Source organism: Mesorhizobium sp. CNPSo 4684 (assembly GCF_057784315.1).
In genome coordinates this window covers 1-10,168 of the sequence record NZ_JBWLUX010000066.1, presented here as the reverse complement: position 1 = coordinate 10,168, position 10,168 = coordinate 1, and the positions used below count along the sequence as shown (strand labels likewise).

The 10,168-nt window shown below is 65.5% G+C and carries 8 protein-coding genes and 1 pseudogene; 8 read left to right on the top strand and 1 reads right to left on the bottom strand.

Annotated features, from left to right (window positions below; all coding sequences use genetic code 11):
• The first annotated feature begins 365 nt into the window (after positions 1-365).
• The 8 genes from AC04SG_RS32375 (at position 366) to AC04SG_RS32340 (ending at position 9,902) form a co-directional block, all read left to right on the top strand.
• Positions 366-1,250 carry a MurR/RpiR family transcriptional regulator gene (locus AC04SG_RS32375; RefSeq protein ID WP_488554335.1) on the top strand — a complete coding sequence of 295 codons (885 nt, stop codon included), beginning with the start codon at positions 366-368 and terminating at the stop codon, positions 1,248-1,250.
• A gap of 333 nt (positions 1,251-1,583) precedes the next feature.
• Positions 1,584-2,366 (top strand): SDR family oxidoreductase, encoded by a 783-nt coding sequence (locus AC04SG_RS32370; RefSeq protein ID WP_488554334.1) that lies wholly within the window; start codon positions 1,584-1,586, stop codon positions 2,364-2,366.
• Positions 2,363-3,898 (top strand): mannitol dehydrogenase family protein, encoded by a 1,536-nt coding sequence (locus tag AC04SG_RS32365; protein ID WP_488554333.1) that lies wholly within the window; start codon positions 2,363-2,365, stop codon positions 3,896-3,898. Before AC04SG_RS32370 ends, AC04SG_RS32365 begins: the two co-directional genes overlap by 4 nt.
• 35 nt (positions 3,899-3,933) lie before the next feature.
• Entirely contained in the window at positions 3,934-4,848 is a 915-nt protein-coding gene (locus AC04SG_RS32360; protein WP_488554332.1) for a sugar phosphate isomerase/epimerase family protein, read from the top strand.
• An 84-nt stretch (positions 4,849-4,932) separates the two neighbouring features.
• Positions 4,933-5,967 (top strand): ABC transporter substrate-binding protein, encoded by a 1,035-nt coding sequence (locus AC04SG_RS32355; protein WP_112563458.1) that lies wholly within the window; start codon positions 4,933-4,935, stop codon positions 5,965-5,967.
• Between the two features lie 236 nt (positions 5,968-6,203).
• Positions 6,204-7,754: a sugar ABC transporter ATP-binding protein gene (locus tag AC04SG_RS32350; protein WP_488554331.1), complete on the top strand. Its 1,551-nt coding sequence runs from the start codon at positions 6,204-6,206 to the stop codon at positions 7,752-7,754.
• On the top strand, positions 7,751-8,722 hold the full coding sequence (locus tag AC04SG_RS32345) for an ABC transporter permease (RefSeq protein ID WP_488554330.1): 972 nt from the start codon (positions 7,751-7,753) through the stop codon (positions 8,720-8,722). Before AC04SG_RS32350 ends, AC04SG_RS32345 begins: the two co-directional genes overlap by 4 nt.
• 199 nt (positions 8,723-8,921) lie before the next feature.
• Entirely contained in the window at positions 8,922-9,902 is a 981-nt protein-coding gene (locus AC04SG_RS32340) for an ABC transporter permease (protein WP_488554329.1), read from the top strand.
• Between the two features lie 160 nt (positions 9,903-10,062).
• Here AC04SG_RS32340 and AC04SG_RS32335 read toward each other — a convergent pair.
• Positions 10,063-10,168 (bottom strand): annotated as a pseudogene (locus AC04SG_RS32335) (IS110 family transposase); the annotation flags it as partial.

Sequence of the window (10,168 nt, the reverse complement as noted above, 5' to 3'; positions counted from 1 at the left end):
GGCTGTCATCCGAAGGCTCGCGCAAAACATCTTGGCTGCCCATCCGCTCGACAAACCTATCGCCAGCAAGATGCGAAGGGCAAACTGGAGCAAAGACTTCTTCTATGACCTCTTTACTCATATGCGATAGCCCTGCCACAAGGGGGGAGATCGGCTGCCACGGCGGCCTTCGCCAATCTCGGACGTTGCAAGAGGTTCGCCGAAGGCGAAACTGCCAATCTCCCCACCCGTGGGGGAGATGTCCGGCAGGACAGAGGGGGGCGCCGTAGAGCGCTGCTTTTGACCGCTCGCATCAATCACCGCTTTCGAACACGATTTCCAATTTTCATATTGTAAAACGATCGTATCGCGCTAGCCTGAATATCATGAGTGGGGCAAGCAAGTCAGGACGATCGATCGCCGACGAGGCGGCGACACGCAAGCGGGGACGCTCTCTGGCAGCACTGGGTTATATCCAGCCGCAAACTTATGAGGAGCTGCGCGCCGTGCTGTCGTCGGGCACGGTGCATTTCCCCAAGCGGCTGCGGCAGGTGGCGATCTTCCTGTGGCAGCATCCGAGCGACGTCGCGCTCGGCACCATCGCGCAGGTGGCGGCACAGGCCGGCGTGCAGCCCTCGACGCTGGTGCGCTTTGCGCAGATCTTCGGCTATTCCGGCTTTTCCGATTTCCAGGGCCTGTTCAAGGAACACATCAAGGGATCATGGCCGGAAGGGCGTGGCGAGCCGCGCACCGAGACCGAGCCGAACCTGCATTTCCTGCATGGCATGGTCGGGGCGTCGCAGGCCTCGCTCGGCCGCATCGAGGCCGGCTTCGATGTCGAGAGTTTCGACAAGATGGTGGCGCTGCTTGCGGATGCCGAACTGATCTATGTCATCGGCTCCAAGCGCGCCTTTCCCGTCACCGCCTATCTGTCGCTGACCCTCTCGCAGCAAGGCGTGCGCAACGTGCTGGTCGACAATGTCGGCTCCTCGGCGCTCGACCAGATCGGCTGCATCGGCGGCCAAGACGCGGTGCTGGCCGTCTCCTTCAGCCCTTACAATTCGATCACGCCCGATCTGGTCGCGGTGGCGCATGAACGCCAGGCGCGCATCGTCACCGTCACCGACAGCACCTTCAGCCCGCTGATCCCGCTGTCGGACAGCTGGCTCGAAGTAGTGGAATCCGACTTTGCCGGCTTCCGCTCGCTGGCGGCATCACTGGCCGTCGGCATGGCGCTGGTCCATGGGGTGGCGGCGCGACGCGGGGAGTGAATATTGATCGAGAGCTTTCGACTTGTGACGAAGATCATGAATTCCCGAAGTCAGCGCTGCCCCTCATCGCCCTGCCGGGCACTTCTCCCCGTATAGTGACGGGGAGAAGGGGCTGGCCGCAACGCTGGCACCTCTTTGCAACGTTGGTAATTGGCGAAGGTGGCGACGAGCCCCCTCTCCCCGTCACTATACGGGGAGAGGATGCCGGCAGGCAGGTGAGGGGCGGCGCTAAGTCCGGCGATCGGCTTCTCACGGAGCACAACTGGCACAATTGACTATCGGGAATTACCATTCCATATCTAGAAAAATAGAAACTTTGTTCCGGGAGGAGGAATGGAGATCCGGCTGGACGGCAAGGTGGCTTTGGTCACCGGGTCGACGCAAGGCATTGGCCGCGCCATTGCCGAGACGCTGGCCCGTTCCGGTGCGGCCGGCCTTCTCGTCACTGGGCGCGAGATAACACGTGGCAAGGCCGTGGCGACCGAGCTCTCGCAATTGGGCACGCCGACCATCTTCGTTGCCGCCGACCTCGCTGATCCGGAAGCCCCTGCCCTTCTGGCGCAGGCCTGCATCGAGCGCTTCGGCCGCATCGATGCGCTGGTCAACGCCGCCGGCCTGACCGACCGCGCCTCCTTCCTCGACGCCAGCCTCGACGACTGGGCGGCGCTGTTTGCCGTCAACGCGCGCGCGCCGTTCTTCCTGATGCAGGCGGCGATTGCGGACATGAAGCAGCGCGGCCAGGGCGGCGCTATTCTCAACATCCTGTCGATCAATGCGCATTGCGGTTCGCCGGAGCTTGCCGTCTATTCCGCCACCAAGGGCGCGCTGGCGACGCTGACCAAGAACGCCGCCAACGCCCACCGTTTCGACCGCATCCGCGTCAACGGCATCAATGTCGGCTGGACCGACACGCCGGCCGAACGCATCATGCAGGCCGAGACTTTGGGCAACGGCCCCGGCTGGCTCGACAAGGCCAACGCCGCGCAGCCCTTCGGCCGGCTGCTGACGCCGACCGATATCGCCAGCCTCGCCGTCTTCCTGCTCTCCGACGCCGCAGGGCCGATGACCGGCGCCGTGATCGACCAGGAGCAGGCGGTGATCGGGGCGAACCGGTGAGCGCTTCCACCGAGACACTCGGGCCGGCGCTGCTCGACCGTTTGCCGGCATCGGTCCAGACACCGTCTTACGACCGCACGTTGCTGGCGCCCGGCATGGCGCATCTCGGCGTCGGCGCTTTCCACCGCTGCCATCAGGCCGAATACACCGACGATCTCATCACGCTGCGCTTCGACCGCTGGGGCATTGTCGGCATCAACATCCGCCCGCCCAGCCTCGCCGACACGTTGGGACGGCAGAGCGGGCTCTATACAAGGCTGATCCGCGAAAACAGCCATATCGAGGCACGCGTCATCGGCAGCATCGTCCGGGTGGTCGACAGCCAGGAGAGTGCGGCACCGGCGCTCGGCGTGCTGGTCTCGCCCGACATCGAATTGGTGACGATGACGGTGACGGAAAAAGGCTATTGCCACGTCCCGTCGAGCGGCGAACTCGACCTCGCCCATCCCGACATCGTCCACGACCTCGCCCACCCCGAGACACCGCGCAGCGTGCCCGGCTTGTTGGTGCGGGCGCTGGAGTTGCGCCAGGCCACGCATGGCCGACCGCTGACACTGCTCTCCTGCGACAACATCCCGACCAATGGCGTCATCCTCGGCAATGTCGTGCGCAGCTTTGCCGAACGGCGCGGCAATGGGCTGGCGGATTGGATCGCGTCCAATGTCGCTTTCCCCTCAGCCATGGTCGACCGCATCGCGCCGGCGGTGACGCAGGCCGACCTCGACAGCGTCGAGCAATGGTTCGGTTATCGCGACGGCGCTGTCGCCGTCGGCGAGCCGTTCCGGCAATGGGTGATCGAGGAAAAATTCGCCGGCCGCATGCCGCGCTGGGATCTCGTCGGCGCCACCTTCGTCGACGATGTGACGCCGTTCGAGCATCTCAAAATGCGGGTGCTGAACGGCGCCCAGACCACGCTCGCCACACTTGGCGTGCTGGCCGGGCTCGAGCATACATCGGATGCCATGGCCAACCCGCTGTTGTCGGACTTCATCAGGCGCATGCTGATCGAGGAGACTGTGCCGACGCTGATGCCGGTATCCGGCATCCTACCGCTCGCCTATGTCGAGCAGAGCCTTGCCCGGCTGAAGAACACCGCAATCCGCCACCGCAACCACCAGATCGCGACCGACGGCTCGCAGAAGATCGTCCAGCGCATGCTGAACCCGATCCGCGACCGGCTGAGCCAGGGCGCCAGCATCGGCCTTTTGTCGGTGCCCGTCGCCGGATGGATGGCTTATCTCATCCAGGCCTCGGATCGCTTTGGCAAACGCTGGCCGGTGTCGGATCCCTATGCCGGCAAGGTCGCCGAGATCGCCGACACGACCGGCCATGATGCGCAGGCGCTGGCGTCCGCCATCCTGGCCATCGACGGGATATTCGACCCCGGCCTCGCCGCTGACGGGACGTTCCGCGCGGCCGTCACATCGGCGCTGGGCGACCTGCTATCGGACGATCCGATGGCGGCCGTCCGGCGCATTCTTGAACAAGATGAGGTCGCGAGGTTGAAGCGATCCAAACAATCGGCATTATAGGATTTGGCCGTGAAGCCACGACCAGGGGAGGCACTATGAAACTTGGACTGCTCACCGCGCCGTTTGCGGAGACGCCGCTTGGCGAGGTGGCCGGCTGGGCGCATTCCGCCGGCTTCGAGGCGCTGGAAATCGCCTGCTGGCCGAAAACTTCCGGCGCCACGCGACGCTATGCCGGCACCAGCCACATCGACGCTGCTTCGACCTCGCCTGCGCAGGCCAAGGAGATCGTTGCGTCGCTGACGGAGAAGAAGCTGACGGTCTCCGGCCTCGGCTACTATCCCAACCCGCTGCATCCCGACGCCGCGCATCGCGAGGCCGTCATCAGTCATCTGAAGAAGGTCATCGCGCTGGCCGCCAATATGGGCGTGCCGGTGGTCAACACGTTCTGCGGCGGCGATGCCTCGAAGACCGTCGACGTCAACTGGCAGGACGCGCTGAAAGTCTGGCCCGAGATCGTCGCCTATGCGCGCGGCCATGGCGTCAAGCTTGCCTTCGAGAATTGCCCGATGATCTTCAGCTATGACGAGTGGCCGGGCGGGCACAACATCGCCTATTCGCCGCAGATCTGGCGCCGCATCCTGGAGGCGTGGGGCGGCGAGGTCGGCATGAATTTCGATCCCTCGCATCTGGTCTGGCAGATGATCGACCAGGCCCGCTTCATCAGGGAGTTCGGCCCCTACATGCTGCATGTCCACGCCAAGGACCTGATGATTGATCATGATGGACTTTATGAGCGCGGGATTCTTTCGGCCGGGATAGGCTGGCAGGTGCCGCGCATGCCGGGCTTGGGCGATGTCGACTGGAGCGGCTTCTTCTCCGGCCTCTACCGTGCCGGCTATGACGGCTCGGTCATCATCGAGCACGAGGACCGACGCTTTGAAGGCAGCGACGATCAGGTCAAGCGCGGTTTCCTGCTTGCCCGCGACGTGCTGCGTCCCTTCGTCAAATGACGAGGTAACAACTTGGTTTGATCCCGTCGCAATCCGGCAGGCGCAAAACCCTGGAACTGAAAAACAATGTGGAGGAGTACTGACATGAAGAAAATACTGACCATGGTGCCGCTGCTTGCGGGTGCTGCCTTGCTGGCGTCGATGGGCGTCTCGTCGGCCGAAGGCAAATACACGATCGGCATTTCCAACACCGTGCAGGGCAATGGCTGGCGCGAGGAGATGGTCTGCGCCATGAAGGCGCAGGCGCTGGCGTCCGGCGAAGTGACGAAACTCAACATCGCCCACCGCAACACCGATGCCGCCGGCCAGCTCGAAGACATCCGCAACCTGATCAGCGCCAAGGTTGACGCCATCGTCGTCAACCCCGCTGATCCCGCCGGCATCAAGGCGGGCCTCGAGGAAGCCACCAAGGCCGGCATCGTCGTCGTCGCCGTCGACCAGGCGGTCACCGAGCCGTCGGCCTACATCATCTCCAACAACCAGGAACAGTATGCCTATCTCGGCGCCAAATGGCTGTTCCAGCAGATGGGCGGCAAGGGCGAGGTGTTCTACATGCGCGGCGCCGCCGGCGCTTCGGCGGACTCCGATCGCGACAAAGGCTTCAAGAAGGCGCTGGCCGAAAACCCCGACGTGAAGGTCGCGCAGGAAGTCTTCACCGGCTGGCAGCAGGACCAGGCCAAGCAGCAGATGCTGTCGTTCCTGGCCACCGGCACGCCGTTCAACGGCATCTGGACCTCCGGCATCGACAACGTCATCGTCGACGCGCTGGTCGAATCGCAGGCGCCGCTGGTGCCGGTGGTCGGCGCCGACAATGCCGGTTTCGTCGGCCAGCTGAGCTCGGTCAAGGGCCTCGTCGGCGCTGCCGTCACCAACCCCGGCTCGATCGGCGGCGCGGGCGTGACGCTGGCGCTGCAGATCCTCGACGGCAAGAAGCCGGCACAGCAGACCGTGCTGGTCGACCCGCAACTGTGGGACAACGCCACCGACGAAGGCAAGGCCAAGCTGAAAGCCGCCGCCGACCCGTCGCTCAGCCCGGAATGGCCGGTCTCGATCTCGATCCCTGAGTGGACGACGTACACCAAGGAGCAGATCATCGCGTGCAAGGGGCCGGGGGAGTAAGCAGCCGCGCCTCTTCCTTCTCCCCTTGTGGGAGAAGGTGGATCGGCGCGCAGCGCCGAGACGGATGAGGGGTGTTCCAGAAGACATCAACGCCTCACTCCGCTGGAACACCCCTCATCCGTCGCCTTCGGCGACACCTTCTCCCACAAGGGGAGAAGGGGGAGTTTCTCGACAATACGCCGCGCGCAAGCGTGGCGTATTGCTGCAAAACAGACCACGTGAATCGAGACCGCGATTTGACCACCAGCCCCCTCCTCGACGCCACCGGTGTCGCCAAGAACTACGGCGCGGTTGCAGCGCTGCGCAACGCGTCGCTCTCCGTCCTGCCGGGCGAGGTCCACGCTCTGATGGGCGCCAACGGTGCTGGCAAGTCGACGCTGGTGAAGATCCTGACCGGTGCCATTCCTGCGAATGCCGGGCGTATCCTGATCCGCGGCGAGGCGCGCGACATACGCTCGCCCGCCGCCGCGCGCCGCGCCGGGCTGTTGCCGGTCTACCAGGAACCGTCGCTGATCCCCGATCTCGACGTCTTATCCAATCTCAGGCTCACCGGCACGCCGGTCGAGCCGTTCCGCGCCTGGGTGCGCGAACTCGGCATTGTCGACCTCGATCTGCGCGACACCGCGCGCGACATTCCGCTGGCCGTGCTGCGCGTGCTCGACCTGGCACGCGCGCTCGCCGTCGAACCCGACGTGCTGCTGCTCGATGAGATGACGGCAGCACTTCCCGCCAACCTCGCCGAAAAAGTCCTGGAAGTGGTGCGCCGCCAGGGCGACTCGGGCCGGGCCGTGATCTTCATCTCGCACCGCTTCGTCGAAATCTCGGCGCTGTGCGACCGCGCCACCGTGCTGCGCGACGGCGAAACCGTCGGCGTCGTCGACATCGTGCCGGGCGTCGAGGAAAAGATCGTCGAGCTGATGCTCGGCACCCGCATTGTCAAAACCCATGTCGCCGCCCGCAGCGCCGCCGAGAAGGCCGCGCCCGCCCCTGCCCGGCCGCGCATCGCCGTGCAAAACTTACGCGTCGGCACCAAGCTCAGCGACGTCTCCTTCGATCTCGCCGATGGCGAGGTCGCCGGCGTCGTCGCGCTCGAAGGCCAGGGCCAGGATGAACTCTTCGCCACCCTTGCCGGCTCGATCCGTCCCTCCGGCGGCACCATCGAAGTCGATGGCGCCCCCGTGAAATTTTCACACCCGATCGACGCCATCCGCGCCGGCATTGCCTATGTGCCGGGCGACCGATCCGAGGCGCTCGCCATGCAGCGCTCGGTGCGCGAGAACATCGCCCTGCCCTTCAGTGCCGCTCTGCGCAACTGGGGGCCGATCAACATGCGCAAGGAGCGCGCGACGGTGCTCAGCGCCATCGAGCGGCTGCAGATCGACACCCGCGCGCAGGGCGAGGTGCAGCGCCTGTCCGGCGGCAACCAGCAGAAAGTGACCATCGCCCGCTGGATCGCGGCGGACGCCCGCACCATCCTGTGCTTCGACCCGACGCGCGGCATCGATGTCGGCACCAAGCAGGAGATCTACAAACTGCTGCGCGAGCTCGCCGGCAATGGCAAGTCGGTGCTGTTCTACACCTCGGAACTCGAAGAGGTGCAGCGCGTCTGCGACCGCGTCATCGTTATCTTCGGCGGCCGCCTCGTCGACATTTTTCCGGTCGAGGAGGCCGACGAGCCGGCGCTGATGCGCGCCGCCTACGGCCTGCCGCGCGGCGCCAAGGCCGATATCGGTATCCTGGCCGATCCCACCGCCCATGCCTCCGATGCCCCGGAGGCGACGCCATGAGCCATTTCCTGCGCCGCCAGGGCTGGGTCGTCGGCCTCTTCGCCCTGCTCGTCGTCCTGTTCATCGCCACCCGGATCATCCAGCCGGCCTATGGCAGCAACGATTTCGGCTCGCTCGCGCGCGCCGTGCTGCCTTACGCTTTCGCCGTCGCTGCGCAGACCGTGGTGGTGATCGCCGGCGGCATCGACCTGTCGGTCGCCGCCATGATGGCGCTGACCAGCGTCACCGCCGCTTCGATGATGAATGGCGCGTCGGAAGAATACGCGCTGTTCGTGGTGCCCTTCGTGCTCGCCATGGGTTTCGCGCTCGGCGCGCTCAACGGCCTGCTCATCGTCGTGACCCGCGTGCCTGACATTGTCGTCACGCTCGCCATGCTGTTCGTCCTGCAGGGCGCGGCGCTATTGGTGCTCGACGCGCCGGGCGGTGGCATCGCCGAATGGCTGAAGGCGCTGATCTCCGGAACCGTGCCGTTCCCAGGCCTGCCCGACGCCATCGACGCCTGGGTCCCGAAGGCGCTGCTGGTGCTGATCGTCTGCCTCTGCATCATCTGGATACCGCTCAGGCGCTCGCGCCTCGGCCTCTCCCTCTACGCCATCGGCTCGAGCGAACTGGCGGCGTTCCGCTCAGGCGTGCCGGTGAAGCGCACCCGCATCATCGCCTATGCGCTGTCGGGCCTGCTCGCCGCCTTTGGCGGCCTGGCGCTGACCATGAGCACCGGCATCGGCGCCCCCATCCCCGGCCCGTATCTCTTGGCCAGCGTCGCGGCGGTCGTGCTGGGCGGCGTCGCGCTCGGCGGCGGCAAGGGCGGCCTGCTCGGCCCCATCGTCGCCGTCTTCGTGCTGCGCCTGGTTCGCACGGATTTGACGCTGCTCGCCATCGATCCGAACGTCACGGCCATCATCGAGGGCGCCATCATGGTGGCGGTGGTGATGTTCGGCGCGTTCATCACCATGCGGGGGCGGCAATGATGGGTAGGCGCGCGCTTCTTCCTTCCCCCCTTGTGGGGGAAGGTGGCCTCGCGAAGCGAGGTCGGATGAGGGGTGTTCCAGGGAACGCCACCGCCTCGTTCCGTCACGCACCCCTCATCCGTCTCGGCGCTGTGCGCCGATCCACCTTCTCCCACAAGGGGAGAAGGGAGGTCGCGCCAACCCCACCGCGAGCCACCCCATGAGCACCACCGCCATCACCCCCGTCCCCTTCGGCCGCCGCGTAAAACGCTTCATGGCCGACCGGCCGCTCATCCCGCTGGTCATCCTGCTCGTCATCCTGGTGGTGATCCTGCAGATCCTGCGACCCGGCATCGTCAACGAGCGCTGGATCGCCAACACCATCAAATTCGCCATTCCGCTGGCGATCCTGGCGGGATGCCAGACCATGACCATGCTGACCGGCGGCATCGACCTGTCGGTCGGCACGGTGGCGACGATGAGCGCCTTCATCATGGCGACGCAAGTGGTCAACCAGGGCCCGGCGGTGGCGTTCCTTCTGGCGATGACGCCGGCGGTGCTGATCGGCCTCGTCAACGGCATCGGCGTCGGCGTCTTCCGCGTCCACCCGCTGATCATGACGCTGGGCACCAGCCTGATCGGCACCGGCTGCCTGCAGGTCTACCAGCGCACGGTGATCGCGTCGGGCGCGAAAATCCCCGACTTCCTCGCCTGGCTCGGCACCGGCGTGACATGGGGCTTCCCCAACGCGCTGCTGCTGTTCGTGCCGCTGGCGGCGCTGATCGTCTTCACGCTCGCCCGCACCGGCTTCGGCCGCCTGCTCTACACCGTCGGCGACAATGAGCGCGCAACCCGCCTGTCGGGCGTACAATACTGGCAGGTGATCACCGCGCTCTACGTCACCTCCAGCGTGCTCGCCGGCATTACCGGCCTGCTCTATATCGGCCTGATCAAGGCCCCATCGCTGTCGCTCGCCGAACCGCTGGTGCTGCCCTCGGTCGCCGCCGCCGTGATCGGCGGCACCTCCATCTTCGGCGGCCGCGGCGGCTACACCGGCACCATCATCGGCGCGCTGATCCTGACCGTGCTGACGACGCTGCTGACGATCCTGCAGATGCCAGAGGGGGCAAGGCGGATCCTGTTCGGGCTGATCGTGCTGTTCGTGACGGCGGCGTATTTGCGGATTGTGGAGGAAAGGTAGGGGGCGGAGGCTACGGGAGCGCCAGCCCCCTCTCCGTCCGCTTCGCGGCCCTCTCCCCCACTTTGTGGGGGCGAGGAAACGCTAATCTCGAAGGGTCGCGGCCGCTGAAAGCTTGGGTTCCTCGCCCCCATGAAATGGGGGAGAGCGACTATCTGGGGGGTCAAGTTGCATTTGCGAACTCACTTCTCGCGTCGCGTGCTTTTGCATTGAGGATGACGAGAAGTTTTCTGGCAAGCGCGATGCGGATGAGCATTTTGGGCTTTCCC